This is a genomic window from Synergistaceae bacterium (assembly GCA_012728235.1).
Lineage (GTDB): Bacteria > Synergistota > Synergistia > Synergistales > Synergistaceae > JAAYFL01.
On record JAAYFL010000113.1, the window covers coordinates 1 to 18862 of the forward strand.

Consider the following 18862-nt stretch of genomic DNA (forward strand, 5'->3'; position numbering starts at 1 on the left):
CCTTTGAAGAGGAGTGGGGTTTTGAGAAAAACTTCCCTGAAGACCTCGTGTTTGAAGAGCCACTTGATAATTTGGTTTTGACAATTCTTTCGCAAAATACAAATGATATAAATAGAGATAAAGCGTTCAAGATTTTAAGAGAACAGTATCCAACATGGGAAGAAACAGCATTGGCAAGCGAGTCCGACATTGCACAGAGAATAAAAATAGCCGGCCTCGGCAACACAAAAGCTTCTTACATAAAACAAGCATTGAACACTGTAAAAGATAAATTCGGCGAATACTCCATAAAAGAGCTAAAGAAATGGGATCCCAAAGACGTACGTGAGTTTTTAGTCTCTCTTCCCGGTGTAGGTGTAAAGACTGCGGGCATAGTCATGGTTTTTGACTTAGGAATGCCCTCTTTCCCTGTAGATACGCACGTTGCCAGAATTAGCCGAAGGCTAGGCTGGGCAGAAGAGAAAACCACTCCAGAAAAGATACAATTATATCTGGAAGCCACTCTGCCTGAAGAGCGTTTTGCGGGAGCACATCTTAATTTTCTTAAACAGGGGAGAACTATCTGTAGTGCAAGAAATCCGAAGTGCGGAGAATGCACAGTAAAAAAATGGTGCAAGTTTGGTAAAAGCCTTGACGTTTAATAAATAATTGATATAATGCTTTCTGTTAGCCGGGGTGGCGGAATGGTAGACGCACGGGACTTAAAATCCCGCGAACGCAAGTTCGTGGGGGTTCGACTCCCCCTCTCGGCACCAGAGATCGATATCGCGGGGTGGAGCAGTACGGTAGCTCGTCGGGCTCATAACCCGAAGGTCACAGGTTCAAATCCTGTCCCCGCAACCAACTTCGGCGCTGTAGCTCAGCTGGCTAGAGCATCCGGTTCATACCCGGCAGGTCACTGGTTCGAGTCCAGTTAGCGCCACCATCATACGAACGTAAAATTAATAAAATAGATAATAACCTCCCTCTTTTATAAAGAGGGATTTTTTTTGCATTTTATATCTCTGTCTTGACTTCTCAATATTTCTAACAATGTTGCCATGTTATAATTATCATTGAAAAAAGTCGGCAACTTACTGGTTACAATTAATATTTGGCGGTCTTATAAAACAAATATTTATGTTCATGGAGGATCTACATGGAAAATACCCACAAGCCCGTTGTAGCTTTAATTTATGATTTCGATGGCACACTTTCTCCTAGAAATATGCAAGAGTACAGCTTCATAAGAGCATTGAACATGTCTCCCAAAGATTTTTGGAGCAAAGCTCAGGCGCTTTCAGAGAAGAATGATGCAAGTAGCATCTCTTGCTACATGAAATTAATGTTAGATGAAGCCAAGAGCAAAAACATCTCACTTCAGAGAAAATCTTTTCGCAGCTTCGGGCATGAAGTAGAGCTTTTTCCCGGAGTAAAAGAGTGGTTTTCTCTCATAAACAAATTGGGAGATGAAAAAGAATTAACGATAAAACATTACATAAACTCCTCCGGGCTGAAAGAAATGATAGAAGGCACAGACATCGCACATGAATTTGAACGCATATATGCCTGTTCCTTTATCTACAACGTTGACGAAGTCGCAGAATGGCCAGCTGTGGCAGTAGACTTCACAACCAAAACTCAGTTCCTTTTCAAAATAAACAAAGGTATTGACAGTGTTCGAGACGATAAAAAAATCAATGAATATGTTCCCAAAGATCAACGGCCAATACCCTTTGAAAGAATGATTTACTTTGGAGATGGAGAAACCGATATCCCCTGTATGAGAATGGTAAAACAGGAGGGCGGCTACTCAGTGGCAGTATATAATCCCGAAGACGAGCAGAAGCGCCTCAATGCGGAGAAACTAATAAAAGAAGAGCGAGTCAATTTTGTCTGTGAAGCAGATTACAGAAAAGAAAAAGATATATTTAACGTTGTTAAAACTGTCCTTGAAAAGATGAAGTCAGACTTTGATTTTGCAGAGCTGTTGAACAAGCACAAAAAAATAGCCGAAAACACGAAATAGAAATGATGGTAGAGGGATGCCATATTCTGCCGCTATCGGCAGAAACAAGAGAACAGCTGGAAGATAAAAAGAGAGAAGTTATATCCTTCCTTAACAAACAAGTGCCTTTAGAAAAAATATCACAACGGTTGCTATCAGAAGAGCCCTTGAGACACAGAATGGCCGTTGTGGCTTCAGAACATAAAGAAGCTGAAACTCTAATAGAAGAAACAGATTCCTTTGACTCGTCAAACTTAAATAATAAAATAATTTTTGCTTTCCCCGGTCAAGGCGCAGCAGGCGCCATTCCTCTAAAATACCTCAGAAATAACTTAAAAGAATTTGATTTCTATATAACAACAGCAGAAAACATACTGAATGAAGAGAGCATCTCTATCTCTGAAATACTTTCCTCCTGGAAACACAATTCATCTGTAGAAGAACAGCTCTTTTCTTTTGTCTTTGGCATAGGCATGGCAAAGCAATATCTTTACGATGGAGTAAATCCGGATATATTAATAGGACATTCTTTGGGTGAAATCACAGCAGCAGTTGTTTCAGAAACCTTGTCCTTTGAAGAAGCCTTAATATACGTTCTTAAGCGAGCAAAACTTATGGACAGCATAAAGGAAAAAGGAGTAATGTGCGCTCTGAGTGCTTCGGAGAAAGAAATTGAGAAGATACTTGCAAGGGGGAAGGACCTTTCACTAGCAGCTGTAAATGCTCACGCTCTATATGTAATTTCTGGTAGGAAAAAAGATATCCTCAAAGCCGAGAGTGAAATGGATAAATTGGAAATAAAACATAAAAGACTAAAAGTTACTCTTGCTGCACACTCATCTCTACTGGATCCCATACTTCTCGAAATAGAGAAAATAGGAATAAAAAATATAAGAGAAGGCAAATATCCACAATACTCCTCACTAAGTGGAGCCCTACTCGACATTAATGAACTTCGAGAATCTGATTGGTGGAGCAGACACACGCGATCAACGGTTTCCTTTGCCTCAGCACTCTCTTCAATGGAAGCAGCTATATCCCCCTCAAAGCCCATTGTAGTGGAATTCGGTGTGCACAGAGTTCTCATGTCAGGCGGCATGGAAACATTAAAAGACTCATACTGGACGGGCTGCTGCTCCATGTCAAAATATCATGAAAATAAATCTCCGGAATACTGTTACAAAAGAGGATATCTTGAGAGTATGTCAGCCTTATGGCAGTATGGAGCAAACATTAAATTAAAAGGATTAATTAAATAATTTATAATAGCAGGCGAAATAAAATAAAAGATTAAAAAATAGCAGTGAAAAGAGATGATGATATGAGAATAGTAGTAAGTGCTTGTCTTTTGGGTATGAACTGCCGCTATTGCGGTGGAGGTTCACTTGATGAAAAAATATTGGAGCTCTCCAAAGAGCATGAACTAATCCCTCTTTGTTCAGAGCAGCTCGGAGGTCTGCCTACGCCCAGAGAGCCTAACGAAATTTTAGATGGTCGTGTTAGAGAAAAAAGCGGCAAAGACAACACAGAAATTTTTCATCTGGGAGCACAAGAAGTATTGAATATAATGAAGCGTCTTGATTGCAAACACGCCATTCTAAAGCAGAGAAGCCCATCCTGTGGCTCTTCCAAAATATATGACGGAACTTTCAGCGGAAAGGTTATACCTGGAAGAGGAATAACAGCATCTCTCTTGATAGAGAACGGGATAAAAGTCGTCAGCGAAGAAGAGATAGATGAGCTATTTTCATAAATAATCAAAAGTTTGACCATCCCTTACAAAGCTCTTCATAAAATGCTTAATCTACAAAAAACAAAGTATCAGTTATAAAAAGCCGAAATTCAATAAATATCAAAGATATAAACGTAAAATGCTAAATATATTACCCCTATCAGAGTTGAATAATGCAGCCTGTTTGATTACACTCTTTTTCGAAAGGTAATTAGCACTCTCATGTTATGAGTGCTAATACAAAGAAGTTAAATTAAACAGGAGGGATATTTTATGAATCTAAAACCACTAGGAGACAGAATTGTTGTAAAAACAGCAGAGTACGAAGAGGTAACAAAGGGCGGACTCGTATTGCCTGATACAGCAAAAGAAAAGCCGGTAGAAGGAGTCGTAGTAGCAGTAGGAGCAGGGAAAGTCCTTGATACAGGCAAACGTCAGCCGATGGAAGTCGCTGTGAATGACAGAGTCATCTACAGCAAGTACTCCGGCACAGAAGTTAAGTTCGACGGCGAAGAATACTTGATTCTTAGCGAAAGAGACATTCTCGCTGTAGTATCTAAGTAGTTTTAACTGATTACTTATAGGAGGAATAAAATTATGGCAAAAACATTACTTTTCAGAGAAGATGCACGTCGCGCTCTTGAGCGTGGCATAGACAAAGTAGCAGATACAGTAGGTATTACACTTGGCCCCAAAGGTCGCAACGTAGTACTTGAGAAAAAATTCGGTTCACCCTCAATCACAAATGACGGTGTAACAATCGCAAAGGATATTGAACTCGAAGATCCGTTCGAAAATATGGGAGCACAGCTTCTTAAAGAAGTAGCTTCTAAGACAAACGATGTGGCAGGAGACGGTACAACAACAGCCACAGTTCTTGCGCGTGCAATGATAAAAGAAGGAATCAAAAACGTAGCAGCAGGAGCGAATGGAATCCTTATTCACAAGGGCATTGACCTTGCAGCAAAAACAGTTGTTGAAAGCCTTAAGAAACAGGCAATCAAAGTAAAAGACCACGACAAAATCGCACAGGTCGCAGCAATCTCAGCTGATGATAAAGAAATAGGCGAACTCATTGCAGATGCAATGGATAAAGTCGGAGAAGAAGGCGTAATCACAGTTGAAGATAGCAAAAGCATCGGAACCACGCTCGAAACAGTAGAAGGACTCCAGTTCGACAGAGGCTATCTCAGCCCCTACATGGTTACAAATCCCGATCGCATGGAAGCAATACTTGACGATGCAAACGTACTCCTCGTAGACGGAAAAATCAGCAACGTCAAAGAAATGCTCCCCTTGCTCGAGAAAATCGTACAGCTTGGCAAACCCCTTCTTCTCATAGCAGAAGACGTTGAGGGAGAAGCCCTTGCAACACTAGTAGTCAATAAACTCCGTGGAATTCTCTCCGTAGTTGCCGTTAAGGCACCCGGATTCGGCGATCGCAGAAAAGCAATGGTTCAGGACATCGCAATCGTAACAGGTGCTACAGTTATAAGCGAAGAAGTTGGACTTAAACTCGAAAACGCTGAAACAACAGTTCTCGGAACTGCAAAGAAAATCAAAGTAACCAAAGACGATACAACAATCATTGAAGGAGCCGGCGACACCAAAGAAATCGAAAAACGCACGCTCCAGATCAAGAGAGAAATCGAAGAATCAACTTCAGACTATGATAAAGAAAAGCTCCAGGAGCGCCTTGCCAAAATCGCAGGCGGCGTAGCAGTCATTCATGTCGGAGCCGCAACAGAAACAGAGCAGAAAGAGCTCAAACTTCGTATTGAAGACGCACTCAACTCAACACGTGCAGCAGTTGAAGAAGGAATCGTTGCAGGTGGTGGAGCCGCTCTCGTAGGTTGCTTGAAAGATCTTGGCGGTATGATGGCAACACTCGAAGGTGACGTAAAAACAGGTGCACTAATAGTCAGTAAAGCAATGTTGGAACCCCTCCATCGCATCGCAACAAACGCAGGTATGCAGGGTGACGTCATCATCGAAAAAGTTAAAACACTCAAAGCAGGGCAGGGACTCGATGCTACAACAGGAGAGTATGTTGACATGGTTAAAGCCGGAATCATCGACCCCGTAAAAGTTACACGCTCAGCACTGCAGAATGCAGCATCAATCGCAGGCATGATACTCACAACAGACGTTCTTGTTGCCGACAAACCCGAAAAGAAAGATCCAATGGGAGACATGGCAGCCATGGGCGGAATGGGTGGCATGGGCGGAATGGGCGGTATGGGTTACTAATCCAACCAAAGCTCATTACAACACAGCAACAACCATCGGGAAAGAGAGAAATCTCTTTCCCGTTTTTTTGTTCTCTCTTGTATGCGACTATTTTTTATGTAATACTTAACAATGAAAGCTAATAATTCGGAGGTGATGGGATTTATCCCATACAAATGAACAGCGACAGAATACTCATCATAGACTGTGCTTCACAGTACAGCCAACTGATAGCCAGAACAGTAAGAGAATTAGGCGTTTACAGTGAAATCTTATTTTGGGATGTCCCCATTGAAAAGATAAAGGAAATAAACCCCTCCGGAATAATTATCACCGGCGACATGCAGAGCTTATACGAACGTGACGCCCCAAACATCTCCAAAGAAATACTTTCTCTCGATATTCCAATTTTCGGCATAGGATACGGAATGACTCTTATAGCAAAAATGCTGGGCGGAAAAATAAAAGAGGGCAAAGCAGGAGAATATAAAAAAGAAAACATCACCATCAAAGGCGACACACTTCTTTCAGACTCACCCGAAGATAAAAAAACAGTTGCTTGGTTAAACTACTGCGACGAAGTAACAGCACTTCCTTCAGGATATAAACTCACAGCACATAATGAAGCCGGACTCTGTCTTGGATTTGAATCAGAAGATAAAAGAATAAGTGCCGTACAATTTCACCCCGAAGCAGTACAAACTGAAAATGGAAAAGATATATTGTCAGCCTTTATATTTGACATATGCAGCTGCAACAAAGATTGGACACTTGGCACACCATGGGTGGATAGCGAAGTAGAAAAGATAAAAAACACAGTCGGAAGCGGACGAGTAATAGGAGCTCTCTCAGGTGGAGTGGACTCAACAGTATCGGCAGTCATAACGTCAAAAGCAGTAGGAGACAACCTACACTGCATATTCGTAGACCATGGCATGTTGCGTAAAGATGAAGGCAAACAAGTCATGGAAACATATCGTTCTCTGAACTTAAACGTACACTACGTAAACGCAGAAGATAGATTTTTATCGGCTCTTTCAGGCGTAACCGAACCGGAAAAGAAACGCAAAATAATTGGCGAGCTCTTCATTCGCATATTTGAAGAAGAAGCGAACAAATTGGGTGGAGCTGAGTGGCTTCTGCAAGGCACCATCTATCCCGATATAGTTGAGAGCGGCCGGGCAGGATCAGCCGTAATAAAAAGCCATCACAACGTCGGCGGTCTTCCCGAAGACATGAAAATGGGATTGATAGAACCGCTAAAAAGTCTCTTCAAAGATGAAGTAAGAGCCATAGGAAGAACCCTCGGCATAGAATCTCATTTTCTGGACAGACATCCATTCCCAGGCCCCGGACTCGGAGTCCGTTGCCTCGGAGAGCTCAAAAAAGAACGTTTAGATACGCTCAGAGAAGCAGATGCCATATTTATAGAAGAAATAAGAAAAGCCGGATTATACGATGAAATTTGGCAAGCGTACTGTGCGCTCCTTCCCATTCGCAGCGTCGGCGTCACCGATAAAGTTCGTACATACGGCGAGACAATAGTCATGAGAGCCGTTGCTTCATTGGATGCAATGACAGCAGAGTGGGTTCGTCTTCCATATGAACTTTTAAACACAGTATCAGAAAGAATTTGTGCAGAAGTCGCCCAAGTTAACAGAGTAGTTTACGACGTTTCAAACAAACCTCCAGCAACTATTGAGTGGGAGTAGGAAAAATAAGATAACTAAGTTTTTTTATTAGCAAGTTATAGTTTTTCAGAAAGCAAGTCTTATTTTAATAAAAAAGGAGGAAAAAAAGATGACCAGTTTTAAAAAACAAATAGAAGAGGATATCAGAGAATATCAGCAGATCATGCCTCATCTTGGAAATATACAAAAAGATGAATGGGCATTTAACTATTGGGTATTAGACAAACTATTTTACGAAGATGAGGATCTTATAGAAGGAAAAATAACAGATTATAAAGATATGTGTATAGATGCGTATCAAATCTATGAGGAAACTAAAGAAGTATATTTGATTCAAAATAAATATTATTCATCGGATACTCTCATAACTTCGGAGTATATAAAAACCGATTTTTTATTAAAGGGTATTACAGCTTTAGAAAAAGGAATCTATAAAAGATCAGAAGAACTTCAAAATTTTTTTACAAAGTATAAAAAACACCAAGATTTTACTGTTCATTTACAATTGTTCGTCACAAACAATCAAAGGTCAAAAGAATCTGAAGAATATATTAAAAAATATAATTTGGAAAATCCTAATTATAGAGCCAATATTTATTATTTGGATGATATTAAGGAGCGTTATTATGGCGAAATAAAAGAAATAAGAAAAAGCATTTCAGTAGAAGTTGAAAGTGTTAATAAGGGAACAATTTTAAATATAAATACAGAAGATTACAAATTAGAAAATGTATTGGATGCAAAATATGTTCTTACACCAGTGGTTTCAGTATACAGATTATATAGAAACTCCATAGAAAAAGGTTATCCTATATTTGACAAAAACATCAGAGAATATTTAGGAAATAGAGGGGTAAATAAAAGTATATATAAAACATTATTAGATAAAGAAGACAGGAAAAATTTCTTCTATTACAACAATGGAATAACAGTCATTTGTGATTCAATAAGTAAGGCGACAACTAAACCATCAACGCAAAAAGCACATAATATGAATGTTTCAATCACAATAGAAAATCCACAAATTGTAAACGGATGTCAAACAGTGAACTCAATTTATGAGGCTTTAGAAAATGAGGATCCTGAAAATATAGAAAGGGAATATAAAGATACATTTGTGATGCTTAAAATTTTAGAGATAGATAAGAATGATAAAGGAAAAGAAAAACTCTATAAAGATATTGTGAAATTTAACAATTCTCAAAACGCAATAGATGAAAAGACGTTCGTTGCAAACACAGAAATCTTTATTAGACTACAACTTGAATTTGAAGAAAAGGGCTTTTTATTACTTATTAAACAAAGTGATAAAAACAAGTTTTCCCAAAAATATGAAACTATTTCAAAATTAAGGCAAGCAAATGATGAAAGGCTACAAAGATTTGGTTTAAACACAATGAAAAGACCAAATGATGTATTTATTCCATTGGAAAAGCTCCTTCAAGTAATAAATGCATTTGTAGACGGTGGATACGTTGCCTATGTAAAGAAAAGTAACATGCTAAAATTTGGAACAGATCAGTACAACAAGGCGGGAGAGTTTATAAAGTTGGATGAAGTGACAAATGATACTTTGATAGAGCTTTATTTGTTATATAAGCGTGCGGAGCAAGAAAAAAAGCAGAGCGAAGAACAAAGAACTCCGATTCCATATTATTTAATTGATGGATTTGCAAAATATGAATGTAAAAATAGAAATGCATCTTTAATTATAGAATCGCTAAACAGCAAAGAAAAAATAGACCGGATTATCAGGCTATATAAGGGTGTGAGTGGAGCTTATTCTGTATCGTACAGTAGACGTCACAAAATAGACTATAACAAAATGATAAAAAGGCCTATTGACTATGATATTTTTGATGATTCGAGAGCCACGTCTTTGGCAACCATGTAAGTCACAGGATATTTAGTAAAAAGATAGAGATATAGAGGCTCAATTGTTAGTAAATGGCAGTGTGCTAGTTGATGATGAGGAAAAATCTATGCAAGCATGGCTTAAAAGTGTTTATGGCTGGGATAAAGTACAAACTTATATGTTCGCCGTACACAAAGAAACTGGAAAATCTTTGTCTCAGATTAGAGAAGAATATATGATAAAAGAAGGTATGGATGTATAGGTGAAAATAAATAAGCATCCTTGATTCTTATTGTGTGTTATTTTAATTTCTGCAACATTGTATAGAGATAAGGAAAAGCTATAATGAGCTCAGGATTTGACGTTTGTTTAAAAAGGAGACTCATATTTATGAAAAAAAATGATTTTAAAAATAAACTCCAGCAGCTATTATTACAAGACATTGAAGAGATGGATTATTTAGAAAAAATGCTATTTGTTGAGCAAGTATATGTCGATTATTTTAGTTCGAAAGAAAATGAAAAATATCGTGATTGTTCTATGAAAAACAAGCCTTGGACGGAAGAAGAATTGAAGATTATTTTGCTAGATGCACCTACTAAGGCAAATTGCTTAAAATATGCGATGTTATTTAAGCGTGGCTATGGAAGTATCGAGCAGATATATCGATGGGCATCAACAAGTGACAAAGAAATAAAACAAAAACGCCCAGATGATGCTTTTGTTAAACAAATAAAGAAAGTTTCAAAAGAAATTAGCCTTCGAGCATAATAAAAGATGTTCTGTTTTTTGTGTAATATTGTATTATTTTGCCGTCGAGCTAGATATTTTTTATAAATCCTCACTGAGTTTATTTTATAAACAAAAAATTAAATGTTAAATGTAACCCACACAAACGAAAAGAGGTCATGCCTATGTTGGATGAACGCTATGATAAGGCGCAGAGTAAGATTACTGAGAGCGTGCTGCCCTTTGTTGCGCTAGCCGCTCTTTTTATTTTTCTTTCATGGCGGATAATGAGCCCGATGGTGAGGCCTCTTATCTGGTCAACCATTTTCTCTTATTTCGCATATCCGATTTACAAAAAACTATATAACGGTTTTTTCAATGAAAAAAGACCAAATGTCGCTGCAGCGATTACTACGGCAATAATCCTTATATTCATGGTATTGCCGATGATTTTTGTGCTGCTTATGCTGACCAAGGAATCTTTTAGAATTTATGAAGCGATCATGTCAAGCGGAATATTGAAGGGTTCTTACACCGTAATACAGGAGAAGCTGTATGAGATTCCCTATATCGGTTCCATCATTGCAAAATATAACTCCATAAGCGGAACCCCGGTAGTTGAAATCGTAATCAACAGTGCTATCAACTGGGTTACTTCATTGTTGCGTTTAATATCCAAAGAGATTTTCGGAAACGCTTTCCGGATTTTTTATCTTTTGGTTACAGTTGGATTTTCATCCTTTTTCTTCATGCGTGACGGTCATCTCATAGTGTCTTACGTCACCGACATAATCCCATTGAAGGAGAAGGAGAGTCTGGAAATTGTTGATCGTGCAGCGAAGATGCTTCACTCCGTCGTTTACGGAGTAGTTTTCACCGCCAGCCTTCAGGGATTGCTCGGCGGATTGGGATGGTGGTTCGTCGGACTGTCGAATCCCGTTTTCTTCGGGTTCTGTATGTTCGTAGTCGGCATGATTCCTTTCGTTGGTACTCCCGTAATTTGGGTGCCGGGAGCCATAGCTCTCTTTTTAAACAATAACGTTTTGGGTGGATTGCTGCTTGTTGTCTGGGGGCTCGGAGTGGTTAGCACAATAGATAACTTCCTACGCCCGATTTACATTGCAGAGGGAAGCAAGATTCATATGCTCGTAATATTCATAGGCATTTTCGGCGGTCTCTCTCAGTGGGGGTTACTCGGGTTGTTTATTGGTCCGCTAATTCTCTCTATTGGCATGTTCTTGCTGGATATTTATAGATCAATAGTACTGAAGAAGCAGTGTAAAAACGATAGGGAGACAATTCTCGAATAAATTTTAAGGACAAGAGGTGACTCTCATGACATGTATTGTCGCAGTTTCAGGTTATAAGAATTCAGGAAAGACTACGCTCTGTCGCAAGTTGCTGAGAGAGCTGTCTGCGCTCGGCCTCTCTGTCGGGTATATAAAGTACACATCAGAAAATGCCTTGCAATCTGAAAAAGATAGCGATACAGGTTCTGTTTTGGACATGGGCATTCCATCTATTCTATGGGGCAAGGATGGAGTCATGTTTGAAGAGAGAAGTGATGGAGAAGAATTTGATTTGGCGACAATCGTTGCCAAGTACATTCCCGATAAAGACCTCCTGTTGCTTGAAGGCGGTAAAAACCTAACCCTTCCAAAAGTTTGGGTTGCTTCAGAAGCAGAAGAGAATCCTAATTACCCCGGTATCTTTCTCACTTATGACAGGCATGGGGGTGCGGACGGAAACGTTCGTTTTGGAGAAGGCGAAGAGGATAAAATAGTATCCAAATTATATGATTTGGCAATATCAAGCTCTCACGGCAGTACGAGAGTATATATAGGAAATAAGTTGCTCCCAATGAAAAGATTTGTCGCCGATTTTGTAGGCGGCGGCATAGTCGGAATGTTGGGTTCTCTCAAAAAAACCGAGAATTTAGGCGATAAAATAAAGGTCTATATAGACACTAATATGATGCCTAAAGATTAAGCAGTATAAAGAGTGATTTTATAGAAGTGCAATAGCCAATTACATCTCAAACTGGTTGTCAGTTTACACAAAAAGCGTTATAATCTTTCGGTCAAGTTGCCAGAGGACTTAAATATTTTAAAAAATATCTATTATTACAAACCTTCAAGGGGGTCTTTTTTCAATGAACATCGTCAGCACAATGTACGTCGTAGGCGGTATTGCTGTACTTGGACTCATTTATGCCATTTACGCATCAACAAAAATCGCCGCATTCAAAGTTGACAACGAAAAGGTGAACGAACTTTCAGGCATTATTCATAGTGGAGCAATGGTATTCCTTTATAGAGAGTACAAAGCCCTTCTTCCTTTCGTTGTAGTAGTAACAGGACTTTTGGCTTGGAAAATTAATGTTCCCAGCGCAGTCTGTTTCCTTACAGGAGCTTTTTGCAGCGCCCTAACCGGATATGTTGGCATGGTTGTTGCAACCAGATCAAATGGTAAAACAGCATTTGCCGCAACAAAGGGAATGAACGGCGCTCTTAAACTTGCCTTTACAGGCGGAAGCGTTATGGGTATGACCGTTGTTGGTGTTGGTCTTCTCGGAGTTTTGGGAATGTTTGTTCTATACAACGATCCCGTAATTATTACAGCATTTGGTTTTGGAGCTAGCTCAATAGCTCTTTTCGCACGTGTCGGCGGCGGAATCTTTACAAAGGCCGCAGACGTAGGAGCAGACCTCGTCGGTAAGGTCGAAGCAGGTATCCCTGAAGATGACCCACGCAACCCTGCAGTAATAGCTGACAACGTCGGAGATAACGTTGGTGACATAGCTGGTATGGGAGCAGACCTCTTTGAGTCTTATGTAAACTCAATCATCGCAGCCATGGCTGTCGGAACAATGGCCGGTCTCACCGGAGTTGTCTATCCGCTGATGTTGGCCGCACTTGGAATCCTCGCCTCAATTCTCGGAATGTTCTTTGTAAGAGTTAAAGAAGGCGGAGATCCTTCAGCTGCTCTTCGCAATGCACTTGCTTCAACCGGTATTTTTATGATTATCGGTTCTTTCTTCCTTACACGTATGCTTTTCCTCGGCGATCTTACACTTTTTTATGCAGTAACTTCAGGTGTCGTAGCTGGAATCCTTATCGGAGCTGCTACTGAGTTCTACACATCAGATGCATATGGAAGCGTTAAAGAAATCGCACACGCATCACACACAGGAGCCGCAACAAACATTCTTGCCGGACTTGGTGTCGGTATGAAATCAATTGCCATTCCCGTTATTCTGGTTTGTGCAGCAATTCTTGCCGGAGTAAAATTTGGCGGTCTTTACGGAATCGCATGTGCCGCAGTTGGTATGCTTTCCATCACAGGTATGGCTCTTTCAGTTGACGCTTACGGTCCCATCGCAGACAACGCCGGTGGTATCGCAGAAATGGCATCACTTCCTGAAGAAGTTCGCAACATAACAGACAAACTCGACTCAGTTGGCAATACAACAGCCGCTGTAGGTAAAGGTCTTGCAATCGGTTCTGCCGCATTGACCGCACTGGCACTTTTTGTTGCATATGCACAGACCACAAACTTAGAGTCAATAGATCTTATAGATCCCAAAGTAATGGTCGGTCTCTTCATCGGAGGACTCTTGCCGTTCCTATTTAGCGCTCTTTCAATCCAGGCTGTCAGTCGTGCAGCAGAAAAAATGATTGACGAAGTTCGTCGCCAGTTCCGCGAAATTCCCGGAATCATGGAAGGAACCGCACGTCCTGAATACGAGCGTTGCATTGACATTTCAACTGCCGCAGCTCTTCGTGAAATGATTCTGCCCGGTCTTATGGCAGTAGTCGCACCAGTACTGGTAGGATTTACTCTTGGAGCCGCTGCACTTGGTGGACTTCTTGGCGGTTCAATCATCACCGGTGTCATGATGGCAATATTCATGTCAAACGCAGGCGGAGCATGGGACAACGCTAAGAAATACATTGAATCAGGAAATCTCGGCGGTAAAGGTACACCGACACATGAAGCAGCAGTCGTCGGAGACACAGTCGGAGATCCGTTCAAAGACACAGCCGGCCCCAGCCTCAACATTCTTATTAAGTTGATGTCGGTTGTTGCAACAGTTTTAGCCCCTCTTTTAATATAAATTAAGAGCTAAACCAAATTTAAGCGTAATATGAGATAATATTAAGAGGGAGAGTTTTACTCTCCCTCTTAATTTCTATAGTCGGAGGTGTAAGATGCCCGGTAGTGATGTTCGTGAAATAAAGTCCAGACTTGATATTGTTGACCTTGTAGGCGACTATGTATCAATTCGGAAGAAAGGACAAACATACTGGGGACTCTGCCCCTTTCACGGAGAAAAAACTCCCTCTTTTAGCGTATCGCAAGAGAGGCAGACTTTTCACTGTTTTGGCTGCGGAAAAGGCGGAGACATATTTACATTCATTATGGAAATGGAGCATCTTGAGTTTAGAGAAGCTCTTGAAAAGCTTGCGGACATGTCCGGCGTAAAATTAAAGGTTTTTACAGGAGACAAAAACTCAAGAGAAAAAAGAGCAAAAAACCTTGATATTCAGACAGAAGCACTAGAATTTTTTAAACAATCTTTAAACGGAGCTTCGGGAGAAGAAGCTCGAGCATATTTAAAACGCAGGTCCATTACGCCCGATTTGATAAAGAGATTTGAATTGGGGTGGGCACCTCGCTCCTGGGATTCATTACAAAGAAAATTAACTTCAACCGGATATAGCACTAATGAGATGGTTTCCGGCGGGCTCGTTTCAAAGGGAGAAAAAGGTTATTACGACAGATTTAGAGGTCGTGTAATGTTTCCCATATATAATATTACAAATAAGCTTGTTGGCTTTGGGGGTAGAATATTAAGCGGTGATGAAGCTAAATATCTGAACAGCCCTGAAAGTCCTCTCTTCAACAAAAGAAACAATTTGTATCTTTTAAATAAGGCAAAAATGTCTGTTCGCGAAAAAAAGAGTCTCATCTTAGTAGAAGGTTATACAGATGCGATAAGAGCTCATGAAAAAGGGTTCACTAACACAGTTGCATCTCTTGGCACGGCGCTTACAGAAGAACAGGCAATATTAATAAAAAGAATGACAGGACTCTGTTATATATGTTACGATTCCGATACCTCCGGTCAGGAGGCAGCACTAAGAGGAATGTATATACTGCAAAAACATGGGGTCATTGTAAAGGTTGTAAGACTAGAAAACGGCAAAGACCCTGATGATGTATTGATTCAAGAAAACGGAGAGACACTGTTTTCTAACTATTTAGACAGTGCCGTGGCACTACCTGTATATCACGCAATTTTAAGAAGCGATGATATTAATAAACCGGAGAAATCAGCTGCCGCGAGAGAAGATTTACTAGAGGGATTAGCATCTCTCACTTATTTTGAAATAGAGCCCTATTTAAACGAAGTAGCTGAAATTTTAGGTATATTTAGACACAACTTAGAGGCGGAGATATTGTCACGTCAGGAAAACGTGAGAGGGAGAAACAATCGTCCGCTTCCTGAGGATGATTTTCAATATTTTGATACAGCAAAAGAAACTGTCGAACAGGCAGATGAGCTTGAATGCTTGTTTTGCAGTTTGCTTTGGGAAAACGCAGAACACAGGGGAGTGTTCTCTGTAGAAACAGCGGCACAGTTGATAAATCATCCTGTCCTGAAGAACATAGTTTTCGCACTTTTAAGTGGAGAAACTCCTGATGCTCTGGAAAAACGTTGGAGGCAAATGGGTGATCAAAGTGCCTTAAATTTGATTGCAAGAGGCAACGCAATAGCCTCCAAAGAGGGAATCAAAAGTGAAAATATATCGAAGATAGCGTTTGATTTACAAAGAAGATGTATAGAAAGCAGATCGAGTTTTTTACAAGATAAACTAAAAAAAGGAACCGCTTCTAAAGAGGAAATAATAGAAATTCAAGAATTAACCCAGATTCTAAAAGGAGGAACTTTCGGGAAATGAAGAAAGAGACTAAAAATAAGGTTGAATCTCCTGTAGTAGAAGAAGAAAAAAATAAAAAAACAACGAAAGCAGCAAAAGCTGCAGTAAAAGTTGAAAAGGATGCAAAGGCAGAGCTAAAAGATAAGCCTGCCAAAAAAACGACAAAGAAAAAAACTGAAACTTTAGAAGAAGTTGTAGTAAAAAAAGAGAAATCCAAAGCTGAACCGAAAACAAAGCAAAAAAAAGAAAAGACGGAAGCAGTGGCAGAAACTACTCCAAAAAGCAAGAAGAAAAAAGTGGAAGCCGCACCCAAAGAGGAGCCATCTAAAGTCGAACCTATGAAGAAAGAAGCTAAAGCTACTGCTTCCACGAAAAAGAAAGAAGCTAAAAAAACGGAGAAAGTAGCGGAGGAGACAATATCCGAAGATTACAGGGACTACATAGATAACATAAGAGGCTTGTTTTTAGAAGGCAGAAAAAAAGGTTTTGTCACTTATGACGACATAGAAAAACATATGACAAAAAATCTCTTAACTCCGGAGATTTTGGATGGTATATATACAAACCTTATGGACCTTGGAGTTGACGTCGTAGATGAAGCTAAGGGCAAAAATGACGAGGTCGATGAAGAGGAAGAGCTCCCGACAGCAGTAAACAAAGAGGAAATGGGAGTGTTGGAGGATCTTCCCCTTTCCGATCCAGTAAGGATGTATCTGCGTGAGATAGGCAAAGTCCCCCGTCTCACACAAGCAGATGAGGTCACTCTCTCAAAAGGAGTAGAAGCAGGGGATATGACCTGTAAGGATGCGATAGTTGAAGCCAACCTAAGGCTCGTTGTCAGCATTGCAAAGAAATATATCGGCCGCGGAATGCTCTTCTTGGATCTAATTCAAGAGGGCAACTTGGGCCTTATAAGAGCGGTCGAGAAATTCGACTATAGAAAGGGCTATAAATTCAGCACTTATGCAACATGGTGGATAAGACAGGCCATTACACGTGCAATTGCCGACCAAGCGAGAACTATAAGAATACCTGTTCACATGGTCGAGACCATTAACAAACTCATTCGTGTTTCGCGTAAACTTGTTCAGCAGCTTGGCAGAGAACCGACTGCAGAAGAAATAGCGGCACAAATGGAGATTCCCTCGCATAGAGTTGAAGAAATACAGCGTATCGCACAGGAACCTGTCTCTCTCGAGACTCCCATAGGAGAAGAAGAGGACAGCCAGTTGGGAGATTTTATCGAAGATAAAGATTTACCCAGCCCTGAAGAAGCGGCAGCAAGCCAGATTCTGAGAGAGCAGCTCGATGAGATGCTCGGGGAGTTAACAGATAGAGAAAAAGAAGTAATTCGCTTAAGATTTGGCATAGAGGATGGACACCCACACACTCTTGAAGAAGTTGGGCGCAGGTTTGGAGTCACAAGAGAGCGTATACGTCAGATAGAGGCGAAAGCACTCAGAAAACTTCGCCATCCAAGCCGCAGCAAAAAATTAAAGGATTTCTTGGAGTAAAGATATCGTTTCTAATCAAGCACCTTTCTGCTGAGAAGGTGCTTGATTTATGAAGTCTCTTTATGTTTTATAATAAACTTTGATAAATATTGCACAAAGTATTTTAACCAACTATACTTTTGGTTATTGGAGCTGTATTTCATGGTTAGATTGGATAAATATTTAAAATTATCGAGGCTGATGAAGCGTCGTACAGTGGCACAAGAAATGATAACCATCGGTGCTGTTCGCCTTAATCAAAAGACAGTCAAGCCTTCGTCAGATGTCTCTGAAGGGGATATTATTGAAATAGCATATCCTCGTAGAGTGCTTGTTGTGCGTGTTCTGATAGACCAGGAAGCACTCCTAAAAAGAAATCTCGCCCCGTATGAAGTTGTAGAGGAGAGATACGTGGATGGCGAAGAGCGGCCTTGGTAGTGGAGTGAGAACGAATAAGATGAGAATTGCAGAACCGACCGTTGAAAGGTTGATACACTACCACAGATTGCTTATTTCCATGAAGCAGGAGTATGTGACAGTTGTCTCTTCAAAGCAAATTGGCGATATTTTAGGAATAAAAGCCAGTCAAGTCCGAAAAGATCTTTCCTATTTTGGAGAGATTGGAAAACGTGGCGTAGGCTACAAAGTCGAGCGTCTTTGCGAACATATAGAGGAGATTCTATCCTCCCCAAAAGTTTGGAAAGTAGCAATAGTGGGAATAGGGAATCTGGGAATGGCTCTCATGGGACACTCTCTTTTCCAAAGCTACAAATTTAAAGTCGAAGCTCTGTTTGATATTGATCCGACAAAAGTTGGACGTGACATCATGGATATTCACTGCTGGCATATAGATGAAATAGGCAAAGTCATGAAAGAAAAAGAGATAGAAGTTATGATTTTAGCTGTTCCGGCAAGTGAAGCACAGGGATGTATAGACAAGGCTTTAAAGTCGAATACTCTTAAGGGGGTACTCTCCTTTACTCAAGCTCCGGTGATTCTCCCTAAGTCTGTTCTTTTCTATGTTGTGGACGTTTTTGTAGAGCTAGAGAAACTTTTATTCTTTCTAAAAGGTAAAGAAAAGAGCATTATCTGATATTTTCATGCTAAGCACCAAATAACGTGTTAGAATATTCTTTGTTAATCAACAGTAAAAAGTATAAAATATTTTAATATATTACATGTGTGTAAAAACTAAGGAGGA

General features: G+C 40.1%; 16 protein-coding genes, 3 tRNA genes and 1 pseudogene. All 20 read left to right on the forward strand.

Annotated elements, in window-relative coordinates:
* On the forward strand, positions 1-641 hold a 641-nt coding region (locus tag GXZ13_06820; GenBank protein NLX75524.1), incomplete at its 5' end, for an endonuclease III.
* Between the two features lie 28 nt (positions 642-669).
* A tRNA-Leu gene (locus GXZ13_06825) sits at positions 670-755 on the forward strand.
* Between the two features lie 11 nt (positions 756-766).
* Positions 767-843 (forward strand) — tRNA-Met (locus GXZ13_06830).
* 5 nt (positions 844-848) lie between these two features.
* Positions 849-925 (forward strand) — tRNA-Met (locus GXZ13_06835).
* A 213-nt stretch (positions 926-1138) separates the two neighbouring features.
* On the forward strand, positions 1139-2008 hold the full coding sequence (locus GXZ13_06840; protein ID NLX75525.1) for a haloacid dehalogenase-like hydrolase: 870 nt from the start codon (positions 1139-1141) through the stop codon (positions 2006-2008).
* 2 nt (positions 2009-2010) lie between these two features.
* Positions 2011-3246 carry an acyltransferase domain-containing protein gene (locus GXZ13_06845; protein NLX75526.1) on the forward strand — a complete coding sequence of 412 codons (1236 nt, stop codon included), beginning with the start codon at positions 2011-2013 and terminating at the stop codon, positions 3244-3246.
* Positions 3247-3308: 62 nt separating this feature from the next.
* A complete protein-coding gene (locus GXZ13_06850; GenBank protein ID NLX75527.1) occupies positions 3309-3740 on the forward strand; it encodes a DUF523 domain-containing protein in 432 nt (143 codons plus the stop codon).
* Positions 3741-3992: 252 nt separating this feature from the next.
* Positions 3993-4283, forward strand: a complete 291-nt coding sequence (locus tag GXZ13_06855) for a co-chaperone GroES (GenBank protein NLX75528.1) — start codon at positions 3993-3995, stop codon at positions 4281-4283.
* Between the two features lie 33 nt (positions 4284-4316).
* Positions 4317-5969 (forward strand): chaperonin GroEL, encoded by a 1653-nt coding sequence (groL, locus tag GXZ13_06860; GenBank protein NLX75529.1) that lies wholly within the window; start codon positions 4317-4319, stop codon positions 5967-5969.
* Positions 5970-6118: 149 nt separating this feature from the next.
* Positions 6119-7660 (forward strand): glutamine-hydrolyzing GMP synthase, encoded by a 1542-nt coding sequence (gene guaA / locus GXZ13_06865; protein NLX75530.1) that lies wholly within the window; start codon positions 6119-6121, stop codon positions 7658-7660.
* Positions 7661-7748: 88 nt separating this feature from the next.
* The gene (locus GXZ13_06870; protein ID NLX75531.1) at positions 7749-9533 is read left to right on the forward strand and encodes an AIPR family protein; all 1785 of its coding nucleotides are present in this window, start codon (positions 7749-7751) and stop codon (positions 9531-9533) included.
* A gap of 19 nt (positions 9534-9552) precedes the next feature.
* A pseudogene (locus tag GXZ13_06875) lies at positions 9553-9756 on the forward strand (hypothetical protein).
* A 128-nt stretch (positions 9757-9884) separates the two neighbouring features.
* Positions 9885-10265 (forward strand): hypothetical protein, encoded by a 381-nt coding sequence (locus GXZ13_06880; GenBank protein NLX75532.1) that lies wholly within the window; start codon positions 9885-9887, stop codon positions 10263-10265.
* 143 nt (positions 10266-10408) lie between these two features.
* A complete protein-coding gene (locus GXZ13_06885) occupies positions 10409-11533 on the forward strand; it encodes an AI-2E family transporter (protein ID NLX75533.1) in 1125 nt (374 codons plus the stop codon).
* A 25-nt stretch (positions 11534-11558) separates the two neighbouring features.
* Positions 11559-12212, forward strand: a complete 654-nt coding sequence (locus GXZ13_06890; GenBank protein NLX75534.1) for a hypothetical protein — start codon at positions 11559-11561, stop codon at positions 12210-12212.
* A 181-nt stretch (positions 12213-12393) separates the two neighbouring features.
* Positions 12394-14340: a sodium-translocating pyrophosphatase gene (locus tag GXZ13_06895; protein NLX75535.1), complete on the forward strand. Its 1947-nt coding sequence runs from the start codon at positions 12394-12396 to the stop codon at positions 14338-14340.
* A 94-nt stretch (positions 14341-14434) separates the two neighbouring features.
* On the forward strand, positions 14435-16189 hold the full coding sequence (locus GXZ13_06900; protein ID NLX75536.1) for a DNA primase: 1755 nt from the start codon (positions 14435-14437) through the stop codon (positions 16187-16189).
* 317 nt (positions 16190-16506) lie between these two features.
* A complete protein-coding gene (gene rpoD, locus GXZ13_06905) occupies positions 16507-17682 on the forward strand; it encodes an RNA polymerase sigma factor RpoD (GenBank protein ID NLX75537.1) in 1176 nt (391 codons plus the stop codon).
* 141 nt (positions 17683-17823) lie between these two features.
* Complete coding sequence (locus tag GXZ13_06910) at positions 17824-18099, forward strand: RNA-binding S4 domain-containing protein (GenBank protein NLX75538.1); 276 nt, start codon at positions 17824-17826, stop codon at positions 18097-18099.
* Between the two features lie 19 nt (positions 18100-18118).
* The gene (locus GXZ13_06915) at positions 18119-18754 is read left to right on the forward strand and encodes a redox-sensing transcriptional repressor Rex (protein NLX75539.1); all 636 of its coding nucleotides are present in this window, start codon (positions 18119-18121) and stop codon (positions 18752-18754) included.
* Positions 18755-18862: the final 108 nt, after the last annotated feature.

Coding starts and splice junctions, on each gene's coding strand:
- GXZ13_06850 (NLX75527.1), top strand. CDS start 3,309: ATGAGAATAGTAGTAAGTGCTTGTCTTTTGGGTATGAACTGCCGCTAT.
- GXZ13_06840 (NLX75525.1), top strand. CDS start 1,139: ATGGAAAATACCCACAAGCCCGTTGTAGCTTTAATTTATGATTTCGAT.
- GXZ13_06910 (NLX75538.1), top strand. CDS start 17,824: ATGGTTAGATTGGATAAATATTTAAAATTATCGAGGCTGATGAAGCGT.
- GXZ13_06880 (NLX75532.1), top strand. CDS start 9,885: ATGAAAAAAAATGATTTTAAAAATAAACTCCAGCAGCTATTATTACAA.
- groL (NLX75529.1), top strand. CDS start 4,317: ATGGCAAAAACATTACTTTTCAGAGAAGATGCACGTCGCGCTCTTGAG.
- GXZ13_06870 (NLX75531.1), top strand. CDS start 7,749: ATGACCAGTTTTAAAAAACAAATAGAAGAGGATATCAGAGAATATCAG.
- rpoD (NLX75537.1), top strand. CDS start 16,507: ATGAAGAAAGAAGCTAAAGCTACTGCTTCCACGAAAAAGAAAGAAGCT.
- GXZ13_06855 (NLX75528.1), top strand. CDS start 3,993: ATGAATCTAAAACCACTAGGAGACAGAATTGTTGTAAAAACAGCAGAG.
- GXZ13_06885 (NLX75533.1), top strand. CDS start 10,409: ATGTTGGATGAACGCTATGATAAGGCGCAGAGTAAGATTACTGAGAGC.
- GXZ13_06890 (NLX75534.1), top strand. CDS start 11,559: ATGACATGTATTGTCGCAGTTTCAGGTTATAAGAATTCAGGAAAGACT.
- GXZ13_06845 (NLX75526.1), top strand. CDS start 2,011: ATGATGGTAGAGGGATGCCATATTCTGCCGCTATCGGCAGAAACAAGA.
- GXZ13_06915 (NLX75539.1), top strand. CDS start 18,119: ATGAGAATTGCAGAACCGACCGTTGAAAGGTTGATACACTACCACAGA.
- GXZ13_06895 (NLX75535.1), top strand. CDS start 12,394: ATGTACGTCGTAGGCGGTATTGCTGTACTTGGACTCATTTATGCCATT.
- GXZ13_06900 (NLX75536.1), top strand. CDS start 14,435: ATGCCCGGTAGTGATGTTCGTGAAATAAAGTCCAGACTTGATATTGTT.